This window comes from Methylobacterium sp. WL64, assembly GCF_008039945.1.
GTDB lineage: Bacteria > Pseudomonadota > Alphaproteobacteria > Rhizobiales > Beijerinckiaceae > Methylobacterium.
The window spans coordinates 13,264-33,728 of record NZ_VRVA01000043.1; the positions used below are offsets into that span (position 1 = coordinate 13,264).

Below are 20,465 nucleotides of genomic sequence, written 5' to 3' on the forward strand. Positions count from 1 at the left end.
GAACTGGATACCGGTTCGGTGCAAGCGGCCCAGACGAGGTCGAGGCCGCCCCGTGCCCCCTTAGGCCTCGACGCGGATCCCAGGGGCGCCGGCCTCGAACCGCCCCACGATGGCGGCCTGCGCGAAACCCGCGGCGCGGACCTGGGCCAGGATCGCCTCGGCACGCCCGGGCGAACAGGTCACGAGGAGGCCGCCCGAGGTCTGGGGATCGGTGAGGATGTGGCGGCGCCAGTCCGGCAGATCCTCGGGCAGGGTGACCTGGCCGCCGAAACTCGCCCAGTTGCGGTGCGAGGCGCCGGTGACGAAGCCGTCCCGCGCCAGCGCTTCGGCCCGGGGCAGGAGCGGGATCGCGCCGGCCGCGACGACGAAGGTCAGGCCGGCGCCGCGGGCGAGTTCGAGCCCATGCCCGAGGAGGCCGAAACCGGTGATGTCGGTGATGGCATGGACCTCCGCATCGCCCGCCAGATCTGCCCCGACCCTGTTGAGACGCGTCGTGGTGGCGACGAAGTCGGCATAGCCCGCGGCGTCGAGGGCCTCGCGCTTGATCGCGGCGGAGTAGATGCCGACGCCGAGCGGCTTGGTCAGGATGGCCACGTCGCCAGCTCGCGCGTCGGCGTTGCGCCGGATGCGGGCACGGTCGCACAATCCGATCACCGCCAGGCCGTAGATCGGCTCCGGGGTATCGATCGAGTGGCCGCCCGCGATCGGGATGCCCGCCTCGGCGCAGGTGGCGGCCCCGCCCTTCAGGATCCGGGCGACGATCTCGGGGGCGATCTTGCCCACCGGCATGCCCAGGATGGCGAGCGCGAGGATCGGCTTGCCGCCCATGGCGTAGACGTCGGAGATCGCGTTGGTGGCGGCGATCCGACCGAAATCGTGGGGATCGTCCACCATCGGCGTGAAGAAGTCCGTCGTGGCGATGAGGCAGGTCCCGTCATCCAGGGCCCAGACCGCCGCGTCGTCGGCCGTCTCGTTGCCCACGAGCAGGCGCTCGAATGGGCCGGCCACCGGCTGGTCGGCGAGGAGCGTGCGCAGCACCGCCGGATCGAGCTTGCAGCCGCAGCCTCCGCCATGGGCGAGGCTGGTGAGGCGGACCGGAGGCGTATCCATGGCTGAATCCTGTGGCATCGAGAGCTGTGACAACTGACGGTTCGGAACGGGTCCTACCAGACAAAAGCGGGCATCCGGTACAGACCGCCATCAGGCCGGCACAGCGCGGGCGCGTCGCACCACCACGCGGCTCGTGCCCGCCTCGTGCCCGGATCGGTGCAGCGCAGGCGGCGGCCGGGCCGAAGCGCGCGGTGCAGGACCGCATTGCGGCCACCGCCTCCGTGCGGCCCGTAGGCGCACGGCATCGTCCCGCAGGATCCATCATCGACAGAGGGGGCCCCGATCCGGTGATCGGGAGCGGCTCCCAGTCCTCGATTCAAGGCTCTCGCTGACGCCGAACCGGTATCCACTTCGGCGGCGCGCGCTTTAACGCCCGCATGAGCCGTCAATTGATTGGACATCGGCGTGCGCTTGAGGGTGTAGAGTGTCGGAACACGGGTGGGGACGGCGATGCTGAGACGGACGTTGAACGGGGCGTTGCTGGCGGGACTGGGATGTCTCGTCGCATCCGGCCCCGCGGGCGCGCAGGAGCGCGCGAAACCGGCCTTCGTCTTCACCGGCATTCCCGACCAGGACGAGAGTCGTCTCGTGGAGCGCTTCGGCAAGGTCGCGCGCTATCTCGAGGGCAAGCTCGGCGTCCCCGTGACGTACATCCCCGTGAAGAACTACCCGGCGGCGGTGACGGCCTTCACCAACGGCCAGGTGCAACTCGCGTGGTTCGGAGGCTTCACCGGGGTGCAGGCGCGCAAGGCCTCGCCCGGTGCGCAGGCGATCGCGCAAGGCGCCGAGGACGCGGCGTTCAAGACCTACCTCATCGCCAACACGAAGACCGGCCTGGCGAAGTCGGCCGACTTCCCGAAGGCGGTCGCGGGCAAGACGTTCACGTTCGGCTCGCGCGCCTCGACCTCGGGTCGCCTGATGCCGGAGTATTTCATCCGCGCGGCGTTCCCGGGCAAGACGCCCGAGGAGGTGTTCTCCCGCGTCGGCTTCTCCGGGGACCACACCCGCACGATCCAGCTCGTCCAGTCCGGAGCTTTCGAGGTCGGGGCGGTCGACTACTCGGTGTGGGACTTGGACGACAAGGCCGGCAAGGTCGACCACACGACCGTCGGCATCATCTGGGAGAGCCCGCCGTTTCCCGACTACCAGTGGACCGTGCGGGGCGATGTCGACGCGATCTACGGCGCCGGCTTCACCGAGACGCTGAAGGCGGCCCTCGTCGGCATCACCGATCCGGCGATCCTGGCGCCCTTCGCCCGCTCGAAGTTCATCCCGGTCACCAATGCCGCCTATGAGCCGATCGAGCGCGTGGCGAAATCCACGGGCTTGCTGGACTGAGACGAGCGCAGCGCGGTGAACGCCGGATCCCGACCCGAGCCGGAGATCGTGCTGTCGGGCGCCCAGGCGGCCTATGACGGCAAGCCGGTCCTGTTCGGGGTGGACCTGACCATCCGGGCCGGCGAGCGGGTCGCCCTGATGGGCCGCTCGGGGGCGGGCAAGTCCACCCTGCTCGGGCTCATCCACGCCCAAGCGCGCGCCCGCACCGCGCTGATCCCGCAGGCGGCGGCCCTGGTGCGGACCCTGTCGGTCTTCCACAACGTCTACATGGGCCGGCTCGACCGGCGCTCGACCCTGCACAACCTGCGCACGCTGGCGTTTCCGGCCCGCGCCGACCTGGACGAGATCCGGGACATCCTCGGGGAGATCGGGCTCGCCGGCGAACTCCACGCCAAGGCCGGCGCCCTGTCGGGCGGGCAGCAGCAGCGCGTCTCGGTGGCGCGCGCGCTCTACAACGGGCGCCCGATCCTGATCGGGGACGAGCCGGTCTCGGCCCTGGACCGCGCGCAGGGCGGCCTCGTCCTGGAGCGGCTGGCCAGGCGCCACCGGACCCTGGTGCTGGCGCTCCACGACATCGCCCTGGCCCTCGCGCACACGGACCGGATCGTGGTCCTCGATGCCGGGCGCATCGTGCTCGACGCGCCCGCCCGCGACCTCGACGAGGCGGCCCTCGCCCCGTTCTACGGTCAAGCCTCGTGAGCGCCCTGCGCCGGATTCCCGGCTGGGGCTACGCGGCGGTGACGCGCTGGTTTGCAGCGGGTGCGCTGGCCGCGCTCCTGGCAGCCGACCTCGCAGTCAGCAGCCTGCATCCCTGGGCCGACCTCCAGCGCCTGCTCGGCGGCCTGATCCATCCGGACTTGCTGGCGGTGGACATCTGGAGCGTCGTGTACACCGTCGCGTTCGCGATCCTCGGGGTGACGGCGGGGGCCGGGGCCGGCTTCGTCCTCGCCATTCCGTTCGCCAGAATCCGGGGCGTGCGCCTCGTCTGCGCCGGCCTGCGCTCCGTGCACGAGCTGTTCTGGGCGCTGCTCCTGATGCAGGTGTTCGGCTTGTCGGCCCTCACCGGCATCCTCGCCATCGCGCTGCCCTATGCCGGGATCTGCGCCAAGGTCTATTCCGAGATCATGGAGGAGGCCGACCTGTCGGCCCTGCGGGTGCTGCCCGAGGGGACCGGTGCCCTCTCGGCCTTCGCGTACGGCCGTCTTCCGGATGTCGCCGCGGCCTTCCGACACTACACGCTCTATCGGTTCGAGTGCGCCATGCGCTCGACCCTGGTGCTCGGCTTCATCGGCCTGCCGACCATGGGCTTCTACCTCGAATCCGCCTTCCGGCAGGGCCGCTACGCCGAGGCCGGCGCCCTGCTCCTCGTGTTCTACGCCCTGATCGGCTCGCGCCGTCTCTGGATGCGGCTCTCGACCCTGCCCCTCCTTCTCATCGTCAGCGTGCTCGCCCTTCCGCGCACCGTCGGGACGACGCACTGGCTCTCAAGCCTGGACCGCTTCGTGACGCACGACATCGTCCCGAGCCCGCTCCGGTCCGGCGCGCTCCTCGACCCGGCGACCTGGAGCCGGCTCGGGCTCTGGTTCCAGCCGATCCTCACCCAGCAGATCCTGCCGGGCGCCGTCCAGACCCTGGTGCTCGCGCAGATCGCGCTGGTGGCCACCGCCCTCGGCGCGCTGCTGCTGTTCCCCCTGGCCTCGCGCCGGTTCGCGGGGCCGATAGGCCAGCCCTTCGGGCGCGTCCTGCTCGTGATCGTGCGCTCGACGCCGGAATACATGCTGGCCTACGTGCTGCTGCAGCTGCTCGGGCCGTCGATGCTGCCGGCGATCCTGGCGCTGACGATCCACAACGCGGGCATCGTCGGCTACCTGATGGGGCGCCACGCCGACGACCTCGCCTACCGTGCCGACGCCCCGACGGGCCTGAACCTCTACAGCTACGAGACGGTGCCGCGGCTCTACGGGCAGTTCCTCGCCTACCTGCTGTACCGCTGGGAGCTGATCCTGCGCGAGAGCGCGATCTTCGGCATCCTCGGCGTGGCGACGCTCGGCTTCTACGTCGACGCCGCGATCTCGGAGCTGCGCCTCGACGTCGCCGTGCTGCTGATCGTGGCGACCGCCGTCCTGACGATGCTGGTGGATGCGCTGTCCAGGGCCCTGCGCCGGTCCCTGCGCCTCACCGACCTGCCGATCCGCCTCTCCGCGCCGCGGCACGGATCCGCCGCGACCCCGCCCCTCCGGGCGGCCTGCTCCTGACGGGCTCGCGCCCCTTCACGGCCGCCACGCGGGGGCGACCGGCCGCGGCGAGGAGCACCGCCGGCAGGGCCGGGGAATCCGGCTGGATCGGCCCGGGGGGCCGACAAGCCTCTTAGGCCGGCAGGACCACCACCTTCGTCTTGACCGGCGTGCGCGCGTAGAGGTGGATCATGTCCTGGCTGAGCAGGCCGACGCAGCCGCTCGTGATGCCGGAGCCGATCGTCTCGGGATCGCTGCTCGCGTAGATCGTGTAGAGCGTGTAGGCGCCGTTCTGGTAGAGATGGAGCGTGCGGGCGCCGAGCGGGTTGTCGAGGCCGCCCGGCATGCCGCGGGCATACTTGGCGGCCTCGGGCTGGCGCTTGATCATCTCCCGGGGCGGCGTCCAGGTCGCCCATTCGGATTTACGGCCGACGTAGGCGTCGCCGCTCCACAGGAACCCATCGCGGCCGACATTGGCCCCGTAGCGGGTGGCGGATCCGTCACCCTCGACGCGGTAGACGTAGAAGTTGCGGGGATCGACGACGATCGTGCCGGCCGCCTCCTTGGTGTCGTAGCGGACCGTCTGGCGGAAGTATTTCGGATTGACCTTGCTGACGTCGGCGGCCGGGATCGGGAATTTCTCGTCGGGCATCGGCCCGTAGATCTTCGCCGCCTCGGCCAGGATCAGGCCATCGGATGTCGCGCAGCCACCGAGCCCGAGCGCACCCAGGCCGACGGCCGAGCCAGCCAGAAACGACCGGCGGCTGAGAACTCCCGTCTGACGCCCGCGCAGGCCGACCGCATCCCCGTCGCCGCCCTCGGCGCCCCGACCGTCCATGATCATGATCCCGGACTTCCCATGAGCCGCGGCCCGATACGGTCACGCCCGCGGCCGATACCAATCGTGCGTCCTGCTCAGCTGAGCTTGACAACACCTGTCCCGCCTGGAAGCGCGGCTATTACGTCGAGAGTATGGCCAAGCCTGTACAGCGCTCGGATGCGGCGATCGTCGACCGGGGGACGTCGGGGGCGGACCTGATCCTCAGATCGGCGACACGGCCAGCCTGGAGGCGGCCACCGGACGTCACACCCGAAAGCAGACCTTGCCTGGACGGAGCCAAGGTGCTGCAGCAAATCGACTATCGACGCCGGCGCCGATAGTCGATTTGCCGCGCGAGCACGCGGGGCGCCGGCGGTGCGCGATCGTCCTGCGTCGTTGGGTGGATCACCAGCCCACGCGAAAGCGTGTCGTCCCTGCGTGCGGATGCGTCGGAGAGCGTGGAGCGGGATGGCGACGAAACGCGCTCGCTGCTCCCGCGACACCCAATGCCGGGCGTCCTCGATCCAGGGGACGCCGTCCATGTGGGTGAAGCTCTCGGTCCCAATGCGGTCGATCGCACCCGGCGTGCGGCAGATCCCCCAGCCCGCCGCGCCGAAGACGAAACGGGACGGTCCGTCGATCGCGCGGCCGTCGATCAACGAACGCTCCGAGTGGCCGAAGCAGTCAGCGTCAGCGAGTAGCCCCGCGGCTGCGTCCACGGCTGCGCCGCTTGAACGGGAACCGTAGCGGGACCGCTCGATTGACCGTGCGCGTACGCTGCATCCTCCGCCTGTCCGGGAGGAACCACGCGACCGCCCCCACCCCATCGTAGGATCCCGGTTCGGCTGCCAAAGGGGGTGGGTCGGAACGTCGGTCCGGAGCGTCGTGCATGGAACACGGTTTGGCGACGGCGGTCCTTTGCGTCGTCGGTGGCGGCATGGCCGCTCAGGTTCTCGCGGCCCGACTGCGCATCCCTGCCATCGTCATCCTGCTCGCGCTCGGCTTCCTCGTCGGGCCGGTGCTCGGGCTGCTTCATCCAACGCACGATTTCGGCCCGAACCTGCGCCCCCTGATCGGCTTGGCGGTTGCCATCGTGGTGTTCGAAGGCGGTCTCGCCCTCGATTTCCGCGAGTTACGGGCGTCTGGCGAGGGGGTGCTACGGCTGACCGCCTTCGCCTTGCCCATCAATTTCGTCCTGGGCACGCTCGCCGCCCACCTGATCGGGGGGATGTTGTGGGGGCCGGCATCCGTGTTCGGCGCCATCCTCGTCGTCACCGGGCCGACCGTGATCCTGCCGCTCCTGCGCCACGCGCGACTGGAGAGGCGCTCGGCCGCGTTCCTGAAGTGGGAGGCCATCGTCAACGACCCGGTCGGAGCCATCCTGACCGCGGTCGTCATCGAGATGCTTGTGGGCGTGCCCCGCGCAGCCGGCGAGGATCCGGCAACGGCGCTCATGCTTCACCTCGCCGAGGGGGTGCTGGTGGCAGGTGCGCTCGGCGTGGGTTCGGCACTCCTTGTCGCCTGGGCGTTCCGGCGCGACCTCATCCCCGAGACGCTGAAGACGCCCGTGCTGCTGGCACTCGCGCTCATCGCCTACGTCGTGCCGAACCTGCTCATGAACGAGGCCGGGCTGATCGGTGCGACCGTGTTCGGCATCGCGCTTGCGAACCGGCACGTGCCGGGTCTGGCCGAACTTCGTCGATTCAAGGAAAGCCTCGTCGTCCTGCTGGTGTCTTGCCTGTTCGTGGTGCTGACCGCCGACCTCGACCTCGCGGTCCTTGGAAAGCTGTCGGCACCCATCCTCGGGTTAACGGCCGCGATCCTGTTCGTGGTTCGCCCGGCGGCGATCTGGTTGGCCACGCTGCGCAGCGACCTGTCCCGGCGCGAGCGCCTGTTCGTCGGCTGGATCGGGCCGCGTGGCATCGTCGCGGCCGCCGTCGCCGGGCTGGCCGGTCCCCGCCTCAGCGAGGCGGGGTACGCCGGAGGCGACCTGATCCAACCCACCGTGTTCTCAGTCATCGTCGCGACCGTGCTCGCCCACGGCTTCTCCCTGGGCCCACTCGCCCGCAGGTTCGGCCTGTCGACCGCCGCCGATACGCAGCGGCTCGCCGTGGTCGGGGCATCCCCATGGGCGAGCGACATGGTGATCGCGCTGCATCGTGCCGGCGTACCGGTCGTGATCATCGACATCTACCCCGGCGCCATGCTGGCCGCCCGAGACGCGGGGGTGCCGACGCTGCAGGCGGAACTCCTGTCCCGATCCGCCGAGGAAGGGATGGCCGACCATCCTCCGGACCATCTGCTCGCTGCGACCCGGGATGAGCTCTACAACGCCCTCGTATGCACGCGGCTGGCCCCGGAGATCGGTCGCGAGCGCGTCTATCAGGTCGCTCCGTCCGAAAACCACCTGCTGCACGCCGACACCGGTGTCAGCCGGGATGCCCGCGGCAAGGTCTTCGGGGATGCGGACGCCAGCTTCGATGCGCTGGCCGGACGGCACGAGGCCGGCTGGCGGTTCCTGGTCGCCGGCCCGGACGCCGTCGAGCAACCGGACTGCATCCATCTGCTCGCCATCAAGGCCGACGGGAGCCTGGAATTCTTCTCGGTCGATCACGAAGAGAACGAGGTCGGCGAGGGTGATCGGGTCCTGATCCTGCAGGCGCCAAGCGGGACGGAAATCGACGCCGATGACCGACCCGCCATGCTGTTTGCCTGAACGGTCGTGTCCCCTGCGGGATCGATCCGTCCCGATCCCGATGCTTCGACCGCGCGCCGCTGGAAAGACCCGCCGACCGGTGTGGAGGATTCAGTCGGCCTGCGCCCATCCGCGGTGGTTCCCGCGATGTGGGGGTCTGGGCGGAACAGACCACGCCCGCCGCGCAGTCCCGTCACCATCGTAGGCAATCCCATGCCCGCAGATCGCCCGTGCCGGCCGGCTACGTCCGCCGGCGGGGCTGACGGCCGGCGGCTTCCAACGGCCGCGCCGCGCGTTCGAACTCGGCCCAGGGATCGCGCTGAAAGGCGGCGAGGCGGCTTGGCAGGTTCATGACGTCGAAGCGCGCGCCAGACCCCAGCGACGGAAGCTCGTCCCAATCGACGGGGACGGAAACCGGCGCGCCGGGGCGGGCACGGGTCGAGAAGGCCGAGACGGCGGTCGCGCCCCTTTGGTTGCGCAGGTAGTCCACGAAGATCCGGGCGTCCCTGGCCTTCTTGGACACGGTTGCGACGTAGAGGTCGGGTGCGTCCTTCGCCATCTCGGATGCGATGCGCTGCGCGAAGGCTTTCGCCTCGGCCCACCCGGCCTTCGGCTCGATCGGGACGACGACGTGCAGCCCCTTGCCGCCGGTGGTCTTCACGAACGTGGCGAAACCCGCCTCCGACATCCGTTCGCGCACCTCCAGGGCGCCGGCGACCAGATCGCCCCACCCGACGCCGTCGCCCGGATCGAGGTCGAAGATCAGGCGGTCCGGCCGTTCCGGGTCCGAGGCCGGCGCACCCCAGGGGTGGATTTCAAGGACGCTCCCCTGGACCAGCGTGCGCAGGCCGTCGCGATCGCGGATCACCACGGCCTTCTCGTCACCCACGACCCGGAGGTACCGCTCGTCGAGCCCGGCCCAGCCGTGCTTCTGGTAGAAGCAGGACCCGAGGCCGTCGGGGCACCGGAGGAGCGACAGCGGGCGGTCGATCACATGCGGCAGCATGCGGTCGGCGATCTCCGCATAGTACGCGGCGAGACCCTCCTTGGTTAGGCCGACGTCGGACCAGAGGACGCGATCGGGATGCGTCAGCGTCACGGTCTCTCCTGGCGCCTTCCGCGTGCTTGCCTTCGGGGCCGCAGGCGTCTTCTCCCGTACGACCTCGTCCGGACGCACGTCGCTCCGGAGGGTCTTGAAGGAGGCATGCCGCAGCTGATCGTCGCCCGTCCACCCGCGGAACGTCACCTCGCAGACGAGCCGGGGTTCGACCCAGCGGGCGTTGCGGCGCGCAAGGGGCGGCAGCTCGGCTTCGAAGGGCGGCGCCGGGATGCGCAGCGGCTCCAGTTCGGTCCAGAGATCCCGCGCGACCGCGTCGCGGAAGCCGGTACCAACCCGCCCGACATGGACGAGGGTGCCGTCCGCGTGCGTCCCGAGGATCAACGACCCCACAGATCGCGCCGCCGTGGTCGAGGGCATGTAGCCCGCGACGACGAACTCCTCGGACCGGGTGCATTTGATCTTGCGCCAGGCATCGGTCCGGCCCGACCGGTAGGGCGCGTCCGCCCGTTTGGCGACGATACCTTCCAGGCCGAGCCTGCAGGCGTGGAGCGCCATGGCCGCGCCGTCGGCGGCCAGGTGCTCGCTGAACCGGATTGGGCCGCCCGATTGGGCGTCGTCGAGACTCTGCAGCAGCAGATCCTTGCGTTCGGTCAGGGGCAGGTCCCGGATATCCCTGCCGTCCAGGTACAGGAGGTCGAAGGCGTAAAAGACCGCCGATGCGGCATCGCCCGCGGCGAGCGATCGCTGCAGCGCAGAGAAGCTCGAAACGCCGCCCGCCGTCTCGACGACGATCTCGGCGTCGATCAGGGCGGAGGGCAGCTTCATGGCCTTCAGGGCCTGCGCCGTCGCTTCGAACTTCGCGGTCCAGTCGAGGCCCGAGCGCGTCAAGAGCTTCACCGAGCCCCCGTCGATGCGGGCCTGCATGCGATAGCCGTCGTGCTTGATCTCGTACAGCCACCCGTCGCCGGTGGGCACGTTGTCGACGAGGGCCGCGAGCGCGGGCTCGACGAAGGGCGGCAGGATCGCCTTGCGGGCGCTCTTGGACCGGCTCGTGGTCGGCTTCGTCCTCCGCGCGGCAGCCACCTCGGCGCGGGCGGCGTGATCGGCCCTGACGCCCCCGCCCTCGGCGAGATCCCGGTTGGTCCGCCCCGACAGGACGGAGGCTTCGTGCGCGACGAGGATGTCGCCCTCACGCCGGGCGTGCTCGTCGTCGGCCTTCATGAGAAGCCACGGCTGCTTCTTCTCGCCGCCACGCCCCTTCATCCGCACGAGGTGCCAGCGGCCAGCGAGCCGCTCGCCGTGCAGGGCGAACTCGAGGTGGCCCTTCGCCAGCCCGGCGGCCGGATCGCCGACCGGCTCCCAGGAACCGGTGTCCCAGACGATCATGGTCCCGCCGCCGTACTGGCCCTTCGGGATCGATCCTTCCCAGGCCAGGTAATCGACCGGGTGATCCTCGGTCATGACGGCGAGCCGCTTCTCGGCGGGCGACAGGCTCGGTCCGCGCGTCACGGCCCAGCTCTTCAGCACGCCGTCCATCTCCAGACGCAGGTCGTAGTGCAGGCGCCGCGCGTCGTGCTTCTGGACGACGAACCGCGCGCGCGCCGCCTTGCGGCCGCGCTTCCCCTGGGGCTCGGGCGACGCCTCGAAGTCCCGCTTGGCCCGATACGGTTTGAGGAGCTCGGTCATCGCTTCCAGGAAACGGGACCAGTCGGATCGGGTTCCTGGGGGGCCGGGACGGCGGAGCGAACGACAATAATGGGCCCGTTATCCACAGGTGCGCCTGTGGAGGAACGAGTCGAGTTGGACTCTCGTTGAACCGCCAAGCTCCCGATCGCCGCATTACCGATGCATCGACGGGTGGAGATACTTCGACGGACACAGGAGAGCGACGTGGCAGCCCGCACCAACTGGAAAGGTCATCTTCGACTGTCACTCGTCTCCTGTGCGGTCGGACTGTATCCGGCGGTCAGCTCTTCGAGAGAGCTGAAGTGCCATACGATCAACCGCGAGACCGGAAACCGCCTCAAGCAGCTCATGGTCGACTCCGTGACCGGCGACACCGTCGAGCGCGACGATCAGGTGAAGGGCTGCGAGATCGCCAAGGACGAACTCGTCCCCGTCGAGGATGACGAGCTCAGCGAGATCGCCCTGGAGAGCACGCACACCATCAACATCGAGACCTTCTGCCGGCGCGCGGAGGTCGACGAGCGCTACCTCGACAAGCCGTATTACCTCGCGGCCGAGGACAAGGTCTCGCGGGAGGCTTTCGCCGTGATCCGGGATGCGATGAAGAAGAAGGGCATGGCCGGGCTCGGCCGCATCGTCATCTACAAGCGCGAGCGGATCGTCCTGCTCGAACCGTACGGCAAGGGCCTGCTGGCCACGCTGCTGCGCTATCAGGACGAGGTTCGATCGCCGACGGCCTACTTCGAGGACATGCCCGACGGTGATCCAACAGCCGAGATGCGAGCGCTCGCCGAGGAGTTGATCACGCGCGCGACGCGGACGTTCGATCCGTCGAAGTTCGAGGACCGCTACGAGGAGGCGCTGATCGCATTGGTCAAGGGCAAGGCGCCCAAGGCACCGAAGGGCAGGGGGCGGGCAAAGGCCGGGGCCGCGAGTTCCGGCAACGTCGTGAACCTGATGGAAGCCCTCAAGCGCAGCATCGACGCCGAGAAGAGCGGCAAGCCGGCGAAACCGTCGCGTCGGAAAACATCGAGTTCCGAGCGCTCGAACTCAGCCCCGAAACGCGCGCCGGCCAAGACCGCTTCGGAGAAGGCGCGGAAAGCGGCGTGACCGACACGCACGCCCGACGTCCAGTGGGCCTGGTGCGCGCGGCACGCAAGGAACGGCGCGCGCGGCTACCGTGCGCGATGCCGAAATCGCCGCCAATCCGGGGAACATCGTCGAGACGCTCGAGGGCAGAGGCATCCGCGTCGTTCGACTCGTGCACGCCGCGGAGCACCCCCGGGGCGTGTAAGCGGGACCAACTCACGATCTCGACCGTGGCCCGTAGCGATCCCACCCGGCGCCCGCTGCGTCCGTCGCCACGGTCTTCAAGCGGCAAGGACACCTGCCGCGTCGTCGGAACTCGGCTGTCCCGTCGGATGCGTTAACACCGATCCGAGACCGGGGGCCACGTTCTGGACGTCGCTCGCTTCTCGGGCCATCGCCGTGGCGAGGAGCTGCGCACGCCCAGCCCAACGATCCCGTTCGATCCGCAGGGCATCGCACTGATCCTCGCTCGATGCCAACGCGACTTGCAACGCGTCGATCTCAGTCCGAAGATCGCTCGTGCGCTGCCGCTCACTGGCCAGAGCGGCCTTGAGTATATTCAATGCCGCGGCGGTTGCTCCCTTCGACGAGCGTCTCACGTCGCCAGCGGGACGGGATTGCGGCCCCGCGTTCGTGAAGGCACCGCTTTGCTTTTCGTCCGCCGGCGTCGACATCCGAGTCGCTGCGGCATCCGGCCGAAGCTGCGCGATTTCCGCTTTCAGTTGCTCGACATCGAGTCCTGCCGGGGGGCCGGCATCGGTCGGCCCGACCAAAGGAGCGGTGGCGAGGGAGGTCGGCAGCCCCTCCTCCTCCAAGACCAACTCGTGCAGCATGGCGAACACGGCATCGCCGTCCAGCCTGGACAGGTCAAAACCACTCTCAGCCGCAAGTTGGTTGAACTGCGCCTGCCCTCCGGCCGACTGCCCGACGAAGGCCATCGACCAATTGGCAAAGCCGCGGGACTCCGTCGGGCCGCACTGAAGAACCGTCACGTCCCCATGCCGATCATCGCACTGGATCCGCTCGAAGGTCTCTTCGACCCCCCGGCGCGGGCCTTCGAGGACTTGAGCGAAGGCGCCGGCGTTGAACATCAGCGCGCCGGTCACCTCGGATCGATCGTTGTTTCGCTGCGACGCGGCCAGGATCTGACTGACGGTGGCTGTCAGCTCGGCCTCGGTTCCTTGGAACAGGTTCTTGCTGGCATAGACCAAGCGGTAGAGTTCGCTCATGGGATTGTCCGACGGATAGGGTGGATCAACGGTGTGGACGGTAGTTCGCAAGGAACTGCAGCAGATCGTCAGCGGGTATCGGCCTGCTGATGAGGTAGCCTTGAACGTCGGTGCAGCCTTCGTCGCGGATGCGCTGCATCTGCTCCGGCGTCTCGACGCCTTCGGCGACCGTGGTCATGCCCAGGCTCTTGCCGAGGCCGGCGATCGCGCGAATGATCGCGTCACCGTCGGGCTTGCTCGACAGATCTTTCACGAACGACCTGTCGATCTTGATCTTATCGAACGGGAAACTGCGCAGGTAACTCAGGGACGAGTAGCCGGTGCCGAAATCGTCCATGGAGACACGGACCCCGAGTTCGCGCAGACGATGCAGCGTTTGCAAGGTCTTCTCGCTCTCCTGCAGAAGCACCCCCTCGGTGATCTCCACCTCCAGCCGCTTCGCTGACAAACCTGAACTGGCAAGGGCCGAGATGATCGTCTCGACCAACCGGTCACTCTTGAACTGAGCCGGCGACACGTTCACCGCGACGGACATCCCTGCGGGCCAAGTCGTCGCATCGCGGCAGGCCTGACGAATGACCCACTCGCCGATCGGTACGATCAGGCCGATCTCTTCGGCGAGCGGAATGAAATCGAGCGGCGACACCGAGCCACGCTCGGGATGCTTCCAGCGGATCAGAGCTTCGCAGCCGATCAGCCTGTCATCGTCCAGCTGTAACTGTGGTTGGTAGTGCAGCTGAAACTCGCGACGGGCCAGCGCCTGACGCATGTCGAGTTCGAGCCGACGGCGCGCTTGCATGCGCGCATCCATTTCAGGTTCGAAGAAGCGGTATGTCCCGCGCCCGTCAAGCTTGGCCCTGTACAAAGCGAGGTCGGCGTTCTTCAAAAGCTTGTCGGCACTTTCCCCGTCTGCGGGCGCGAGGGCTACGCCAACACTGGCCCCGATCGTCAGGAGGTGGCCATCGACCATGTAGGTGCGGCCGATCAGATCGACGATGCGCCGGGCCAGCGCTTGTGTATTCCCGGCCTCACGGATGTCGGTTTGCAGGATGACGAACTCGTCGCCCCCGATGCGGGCCACGGTGTCTGTGGGCCTGACGGTGGAGCGCAGGCGATCGGCAACCTTCGCGAGCAGTGCGTCGCCGACCGGGTGGCCGAGCGTGTCGTTGACCGGCTTGAACCGATCGAGGTCGATGAGAAGCAGTGCGCACGCCTCGCCGCTGCGCTGCAAGCGCGCCAGAGCCTCGGCCAGACGTTCACGCAAGAGGAGGCGGTTCGGCAAGCCAGTGAGGGGATCGAGGCGCGCCATCTCGTCGGCTCGCGCCTCGCTCGCCTTGCGTGCGCTGACATCCTCCAGCGTTGCGATCCAGCCTCCATCCGCGATAGGACAGAGTTCGATCTGAAGCGTACGATCCTGGCCCGTCACCTCGAAAGACACCGCCGTCTGAAGATCCAGCGCATGCCGCAGCGACTGAAATATTGCGCGGCGCGTCAACGCGGTCCCGCGAGATAAAGCGCGGAACAACGAAATCGCAGACAGCTCGATTGTCAGTTCGACGCTCAGGCTTGTCAGGAGAAGCTTGGCTGGGACGTTGAAGCCGATGACATATCCGGACCGGCCGATCATGAGCAGGCCGTGTCGAATGACGTCGAGGTAGTGGTTGGGCGTCATGCGGGAAGCCGCACCTGAGTCCGGTCGCGTCGCCGGCACCGGTATTTTGGGTTGCACTGCGCCGAGGTGGTGCAGGTCAGCATTCATCACGCAATGGCCCTGTCAAAAACGCCTTGAAAGTACAGGTCGTCTAAAATCAGGACGGATATAAGCAGTGAATCTTTAATTCGAGGTTTATGCCCTTCGAAATATATCGAAGCATTCCAGATCGAGTCCAAGACCAGCTACTGATCTAAGTTAATCCGCGACAATGTGTAACCGCGCCCCGGAATAGGCGACCTGTCCTAAACGTGTGACGGTCGCTGATCCCATCGGCTTTTTATCGATCCGCGGACGTATAGTGTGAGTCGTCAAAAGCAGCTTCTTACTCATGTCGAATATGTGAGGGCCTACAAATCAATCAAACTTCCCATTCGTGCCATGGATAGTTCGAGCGAAGTTGTGACCGCGGCGACGCCGTCGGAGGCCGGCACCGGACCCGACGCATCGGTGAAGGAGGCATCCGCTTGTCTGGTCGACGATCGCCGGATCGGGCCAGCGACTTTCGCCCAAGTTCGGTCTGCGGTCAGGCGGATTTTGGCAGCTCGCCGACTTCGATGGAGGCGTTCTCGTGAGCGGCTTCGGAAATGGCATCCCGGGCGATCTTTACGGTCACACCCATCACGTGCCGTCGCAGAAGACGGGACAAGCGAGCGGCTTTGCGAACCTTCAAAGCGTCCATGATCGCGTGGTGATCGCTCACCGCGGCGAGCCAGTTCTCCGGGCTCTTGCGAGCCACAAATCGGAACGCCCGCGTCCGCGTCAGGATCTGCATGTAGCTGGCTGTCAGCGTGGCGTTTCCGGCCGCGGACACGAGGGTCTCGTGGAAGCTGCGGTTCGCCTGCAGGTATGTCGGCTCGTCCTCGGCGGCGTGAGCGCGCATCATATGATCGTGGATGGCGCCCAAGCGCGCCAGGTCCTCATCGCTGGCATGTTTGCAGACCAATTCACCCGCGAGCGCCTCAAGCGCCGCCATCACGGGGAACAGCTCGTCGATCTCCTCCGGGCTGACGTTCGCCACGATGGCGCCGCGCCGGGGCAGCAGCTGGAGCATGCCTTCCGAAGCCAGGACCTTCAGCGCTTCTCGCAACGGCGTACGCGAGACCCCGAACCGCTGGCAGAGCGCTTGTTCCGGGACCTTGTCGCCGGGCCGCAGCACGCCAGCGATCACCATCTCGCGAATGCCGGCAACGAGCATGTCGTGGAGGTTGGTCCGGATGAGGTTCGTCGGCTGCATCATCGCGATCGTCAGATGGTCTCTATGCCCTACCGTTTCATATCGGACCTGCGCCCCCGGCAACATTTTTCGGTGGCCGCATCGAGCTAAACTGCGTTCCCGGGCGCCACCGTCGGCGACAGACTGGACGTCGCCTCGCTCCCTGTGACCTCATCCCGCGGCAGGCCCCGCCAAGCCAGGACCGCGCCGACCAGCAGCAAGGCGATCGAGCCGACGAACGGCAGGGCATAGCTTCCCGAGAGCTGGGCGATCACGCCGAACGCCAGCGGCGAGACGATGCCGGCGATTGCCGACCCGGTGTTCATGATGCCGCTGGCGGTGCCGGCATGCTTCGGCGCCACGTCCATCGGGATTGCCCAGATCGGGCCGACCGTCAATTCAAGGAAGAAGAACGCGCCGCTCAGACAGAGTGCGACGACCGCGAGTTCGTGGACGAAGAGCACCGGAAGCAAGCAGACCATCGAGCCGAGCAGACTCACGACGATCACCGTGCGACGCGCCCGCGCGAGGTCGTTGGTACGGCGATAGATGCGGTCGGCCCAGATGCCGCCCGTGGCGTCGCCGACGACACCGGCGCCGAACACACCGAAGGCGAAGAACGCAGACTCCTTGATATTAAGGCCCTGCGCCTTGACGAAGTAGCTGGGCAGCCATGTCACGTAGAGCCACAGCGTCCAATTATAGCAGAAGTACACCAGCGTCGTCGGCAGCATGCGGCGCAGGAGGGCCGCCCAAGGGGTGGGTTCCGACGATTCACCGGCCGACTTGCGCGCCGCCGGCAACTCCGCCAGCTCCTCCAGCGTGCAGCCCGGATGGTCACTCGGCTCATCTCGGAAGTACAGGGCCCAGACGACAATCCAGCACAGGCTCACCGCCGCGAGCGCGATGAAGGTGCCCCGCCAGCCAAAATAGGCAGCCATGAGGACGACCAGTGGCGGCGTCACGGTGTTGGCCAACCGCGAGCAGGAATGGACGACACCCTGCGCATAGCCGCGCTCAGCCGTCGGAACCCAGCGTGTCATCGCGGTGGTCGCGGCGGGGAAGGTCGCGCCCTCACCGACGCCCAGAAGCAGGCGGGCGAGGACGAGGGAGAGCAGGCCGCCGACGAACCCGGTCAGCAGCGTTCCGACGGTCCACACGATCCCGCACAGGACCAGGGTCCGACGCGCGCCGAGCCGGTCGGCGGTCATTCCGCCCAGGATCTGGAACAGCGCGTAGGTGTAGCCGAACGAAGAGAGGGCAAAGCCCAGCTCCACGTTGTTCAGGTGTAGGTCGGCCGCCATCAGCGGCGCTAACGTCGAGAGGTTCACCCGATCGACGTAAGTGATGAAGTAGACCAGGCACAGCAGCGCGAAAACGCGCCCCCGGGTCGTCGTGAACGTGCGGCGCAAGGCGTGCGTGACGCCGCCGGATCCTAGGCTCATCGGCTGTTCCTCCCGTGAGCGCGGTTGGCTCCGCACCCATCGCATGTCGCTGCTTGTCTCGGCTCAGACTGCGCGCAGGCGTCAAACCCCGCAAGATGAATTCTGCACGCAAAATGCATTTTATGCGTGACGCCCGGAATATCGTTGCACGCGCCGAAAATCGCCTTATGCATGCAGAATTCAAAAGGCGACGCCTTGGATGCGTCGCGGGAGGAGAGCCCTGAATGGATGAGATCGGCCGTTCCGACGATCGCTCGGCTCAGGCGCTGGAGGATGAGGTTGCTACCGCACCCGTCCGGCCGCTGCCGCTCGCAGGCCTGCGCGTTCTCGACGTCACGCAGGTGATGGCGGGTCCGTTCTGCAGCATGCTGCTGGCGGATCTCGGCGCCGACGTCATCAAGATCGAACCACCCGGCACGGGCGACCAGACCCGCGGCGCGATGGGGTTCAAGATGAAGGGGCCCGACAGCATGGGCTTCCTCAACATGAACCGGAACAAGCGCAGCATCGCGATCAACCTGAAGAGCGAGGCCGGCCGCGCGTTATTCATGACTTTCGTGGCCACCGCCGATATTCTGGTCGAGAACTACCGTCCGGGCGTGATGAAGAAGCTCGGGCTCGGTTACGACGTGCTGCGCGCGCACAATCCGCGTCTGATCTATGCCAGCATCTCGGGCTTCGGTCAGTCCGGTCCCTGGGCGATGCGGCCGGGCTACGATCTGATGGCTCAGGCGATGTCCGGGGTGATGAGCGTGACCGGCCATCCCGGCGGGCCGCCGGTCAAGGCGGGCGTGCCGGTAGCCGATATCGGCTGCGCATTGTTCTGCGTCTACGGGATCCTGAGCGCGTATATCGGCCGGCAGACGAGCGGCGAAGGCCAGTACATCGACGCGTCGCTGTTCGACTCCGCCCTGGCGTTCTCGATCTGGGACATCTCGGAATACTGGGGTACCGGCCGCATCCCGAAGCCGCTCGGCACCGCGAACCTGATGAGCGCCCCCTATCAGGCCGTGCGCGCTTCGGACGGCTACTTCGTCATGGGCGCGACCAACCAGAAGCTCTGGCGGCTGCTATGCGAGGTGCTTGCGCGGGCCGACCTCGTCGATGACCCGCGCTTCGTCGACATCCCGGCCCGACTCGCCAACCGCGACGTGCTGATTGGCGAGTTGGAGAAGAGCTTTGCCGAACGGACCGCCGAGGAATGGGTGACCCACCTGCTCGCGGTCGGCATTCCGGCCGGCCGGATGAACACCTATCCGGAAGCGTTCGAAAGCGAGCACGGCCGCCATCGTGAGATGCGGATCGAGGTCCCGCATCCCAATGAGGGTAGCGTCCCCAACATCGGTTTCCCTGTGAAGTTCTCGGGCACACCGCCGCGCACCCGGATGCATGCACCGCTTCTGGGCGAGCATACGGAGAGCCTGCTCCGGGAACTCGGTCTCGGCGAAGACGAAACCGAGGCGCTGCGCGCGGGAGGCGCGTTCGCACCGTGAGCGCGTGCGAGCGGGAGGGCGCAGTCCGCTATCGCGCCGAGGACGGCATCGCCCACCTGACCTTCGACCGGCCCGCCGCGCGCAACGCGATGACGTGGCGGATGTACGAAGACCTGGCCGACGGCCTCGCCCGGATCGAGGCTGACCCGGCGATCCGCATTGCGGTCCTGCGCGGGACTGGCGGCAAAGCTTTTGTTGCCGGCACGGACATCGAACAGTTCGTGGGGTTCACCGGGGAGGACGGGGTGGCCTACGAGGCGCGGATCGACGCGTATGTCACTGGACTGGAACGCGTGCGCGTCCCGACAATCGCCGTCATTGAGGGTCTGGCAGTCGGCGGTGGCCTCGCGATCGCCAATGCGTGCGACCTGCGCGTGGCCACACCGGGTGCGCGGTTCGGCGTTCCGATCGCCCGCACCCTCGGCAATTGTCTGTCGCCCGCGAACTTGCGTCGCCTGACGGCGACGCTGGGTCTGAGCACCGTCAAGCGCATGCTTCTGCTCGCCGACATGCCGACGGCCGAGAGCCTGGAGCCGCTCGGCTACCTCGCCGCGATCGAGAGTCCCGAGACCCTCGACGCTCGTGTGGTGGAGCTCTGCCAGCGCCTGCTCGGTCATGCCCCGGTGACCATGCGCGTCACCCGGGAGATGCTGACTGCGCTCGCCCTCGATCCCGATGCCGACGGCAGCGCCGGTATCCGAACCTGCTACGGCAGCCGGGATTTCGCCGAGGGCGTTCGAGCCTTCCTCGACAAGAAGCCAGCGGTTTGGTCGGACGCCTGACGTCGGGTCTCTCATCCAACAGTCAGCACGGCTCGTCCGCGACGGCACTGGAAGAGGACACGACATGCCCCTTCGGCAGGGACGGCATTTTCTCAACATCCCCGGCCCAAACCGGTGCCCGAGCGTGTTCTCCAGGCGATGGACCGACAGGCGATCGATCACCGGGGCCGGAATTCGGCCGGCTGGATCGGGAGATGCGCGAAGGTTGCAGGGCGGTCTTCCGGACCGATGGACCGGTCGTTCCGTTTTTGGCTCCGACACGGGGGCGTGGGACGCGACGATCGTCAACACGCTCTCGCCGGGCGCCCGAGTGTTGATGTCCGAGATCGGGCATCTCGCCACGCTGTGGAGCAAAATGGCCGCCCAATGAGGGATCGCAGTTGAGTTGGTACCGGGCGACTGGCGCCACGGTGCGGACCCGGCCAACGTCGAGGCCACGCGCGCCGAGGACACGCTCGCCGAGGACACGGCGCACGCGATCAAGGCTGTTATCGTCGCCGGTCATTCGGCTTTGCGCCCTTGTCGGACGCCGAACGAGCCAGAGCGCTCGGTTGGAA

14 protein-coding genes and 1 pseudogene are annotated in these 20,465 nt (G+C 67.7%); 8 read left to right on the forward strand and 7 right to left on the reverse strand.

What is annotated here, in order from left to right:
- Nucleotides 1-60: 60 nt before the first annotated feature.
- The gene (gene selD, locus FV242_RS17965; protein ID WP_147907638.1) at nt 61-1,110 is read right to left on the reverse strand and encodes a selenide, water dikinase SelD; all 1,050 of its coding nucleotides are present in this window, start codon (nt 1,108-1,110) and stop codon (nt 61-63) included.
- Nucleotides 1,111-1,560: 450 nt separating this feature from the next.
- Here selD and FV242_RS17970 point away from each other — a divergent pair, with 450 nt between their 5' ends.
- Genes FV242_RS17970 through FV242_RS17980 form a run of 3 tightly spaced genes read left to right on the forward strand, consistent with a single transcriptional unit; the run spans nt 1,561 to nt 4,703 of the window.
- Complete coding sequence (locus FV242_RS17970) at nt 1,561-2,448, forward strand: putative selenate ABC transporter substrate-binding protein (RefSeq protein ID WP_147907639.1); 888 nt, start codon at nt 1,561-1,563, stop codon at nt 2,446-2,448.
- A gap of 15 nt (nt 2,449-2,463) precedes the next feature.
- Nucleotides 2,464-3,147, forward strand: coding sequence for an ATP-binding cassette domain-containing protein (locus FV242_RS36105; RefSeq protein ID WP_147939872.1), 684 nt, complete (start codon nt 2,464-2,466; stop codon nt 3,145-3,147).
- Nucleotides 3,144-4,703 (forward strand): ABC transporter permease, encoded by a 1,560-nt coding sequence (locus FV242_RS17980; protein ID WP_246692299.1) that lies wholly within the window; start codon nt 3,144-3,146, stop codon nt 4,701-4,703. Before FV242_RS36105 ends, FV242_RS17980 begins: the two co-directional genes overlap by 4 nt.
- 112 nt (nt 4,704-4,815) lie before the next feature.
- On the opposite strand, the gene FV242_RS17985 is transcribed toward FV242_RS17980, so the two are convergent.
- Nucleotides 4,816-5,526, reverse strand: a complete 711-nt coding sequence (locus FV242_RS17985; RefSeq protein ID WP_147907641.1) for a L,D-transpeptidase — start codon at nt 5,524-5,526, stop codon at nt 4,816-4,818.
- An 865-nt stretch (nt 5,527-6,391) separates the two neighbouring features.
- On the opposite strand from FV242_RS17985, the gene FV242_RS17990 reads away from it, so the two are divergent.
- Nucleotides 6,392-8,218, forward strand: a complete 1,827-nt coding sequence (locus FV242_RS17990; RefSeq protein WP_147939873.1) for a sodium:proton antiporter — start codon at nt 6,392-6,394, stop codon at nt 8,216-8,218.
- A 220-nt stretch (nt 8,219-8,438) separates the two neighbouring features.
- On the opposite strand, the gene ligD is transcribed toward FV242_RS17990, so the two are convergent.
- A complete protein-coding gene (gene ligD, locus FV242_RS17995; protein ID WP_147939874.1) occupies nt 8,439-10,943 on the reverse strand; it encodes a DNA ligase D in 2,505 nt (834 codons plus the stop codon).
- 159 nt (nt 10,944-11,102) lie between these two features.
- On the opposite strand from ligD, the gene FV242_RS18000 reads away from it, so the two are divergent.
- Nucleotides 11,103-12,053 (forward strand): Ku protein, encoded by a 951-nt coding sequence (locus FV242_RS18000; protein WP_246692761.1) that lies wholly within the window; start codon nt 11,103-11,105, stop codon nt 12,051-12,053.
- 260 nt (nt 12,054-12,313) lie between these two features.
- Here FV242_RS18000 and FV242_RS18005 read toward each other — a convergent pair whose 3' ends face one another.
- From FV242_RS18005 to FV242_RS18020, 4 genes are all read right to left on the reverse strand, one after another.
- Entirely contained in the window at nt 12,314-13,261 is a 948-nt protein-coding gene (locus tag FV242_RS18005; protein WP_147908148.1) for a BLUF domain-containing protein, read from the reverse strand.
- Nucleotides 13,262-13,286: 25 nt separating this feature from the next.
- A complete protein-coding gene (locus tag FV242_RS18010) occupies nt 13,287-14,933 on the reverse strand; it encodes a bifunctional diguanylate cyclase/phosphodiesterase (RefSeq protein WP_246692762.1) in 1,647 nt (548 codons plus the stop codon).
- Nucleotides 14,934-15,498: 565 nt separating this feature from the next.
- Nucleotides 15,499-16,275 carry a GntR family transcriptional regulator gene (locus FV242_RS18015; protein WP_246692763.1) on the reverse strand — a complete coding sequence of 259 codons (777 nt, stop codon included), beginning with the start codon at nt 16,273-16,275 and terminating at the stop codon, nt 15,499-15,501.
- Nucleotides 16,276-16,295: 20 nt separating this feature from the next.
- The gene (locus FV242_RS18020; RefSeq protein WP_246692764.1) at nt 16,296-17,600 is read right to left on the reverse strand and encodes an MFS transporter; all 1,305 of its coding nucleotides are present in this window, start codon (nt 17,598-17,600) and stop codon (nt 16,296-16,298) included.
- A 257-nt stretch (nt 17,601-17,857) separates the two neighbouring features.
- Between FV242_RS18020 and FV242_RS18025 the strand changes: the two genes are divergently transcribed.
- The 3 genes and pseudogenes from FV242_RS18025 to FV242_RS35565 form a co-directional block, all read left to right on the forward strand.
- A complete protein-coding gene (locus tag FV242_RS18025) occupies nt 17,858-19,126 on the forward strand; it encodes a CaiB/BaiF CoA-transferase family protein (protein WP_147939877.1) in 1,269 nt (422 codons plus the stop codon).
- Nucleotides 19,123-19,908, forward strand: a complete 786-nt coding sequence (locus FV242_RS18030; RefSeq protein ID WP_147939878.1) for an enoyl-CoA hydratase — start codon at nt 19,123-19,125, stop codon at nt 19,906-19,908. Before FV242_RS18025 ends, FV242_RS18030 begins: the two co-directional genes overlap by 4 nt.
- A gap of 64 nt (nt 19,909-19,972) precedes the next feature.
- A pseudogene (locus FV242_RS35565) lies at nt 19,973-20,404 on the forward strand (serine--glyoxylate aminotransferase); the annotation flags it as partial.
- Nucleotides 20,405-20,465 lie beyond the last annotated feature (61 nt).